A 272-nucleotide genomic window follows, 5' to 3' on the forward strand; every position below is an offset into this window, starting at 1 on the left:
GCTCGTCGAGCGCCGCAAGAACGTGGGCGCGCTGGTCAAGTCGTTTCCGGCGCGCGAGGTCACCGAACTGTATGCGCTGCGCGAGTTGCTCGAAGCCGATGCGGCGAGGCGCATCGTTTTTCCGGTCAGTCGCGAGGCGCTCGACACCTTGACGGCAATTCAGGCGGAGCACGACGCCGCCGCCATCGCCGGCGATCTGCGCCGCGTATTCCGCGCGAACATGGCTTTTCATCACGCGTTTTTTGCGTTGTCGGAAAGTCATGTGCTCACCG

The 272-nt window shown here is 64.0% G+C and carries 1 protein-coding gene; it reads left to right on the forward strand.

From position 1 onward, the window contains the following. Positions 1-272, forward strand: a 272-nt coding sequence (locus SB753_RS37295) for an FCD domain-containing protein (protein WP_410805171.1), incomplete at both ends; no start/stop codon positions are given.

Source organism: Paraburkholderia sp. SIMBA_053 (assembly GCF_046534895.1).
GTDB lineage: Bacteria > Pseudomonadota > Gammaproteobacteria > Burkholderiales > Burkholderiaceae > Paraburkholderia > Paraburkholderia caledonica.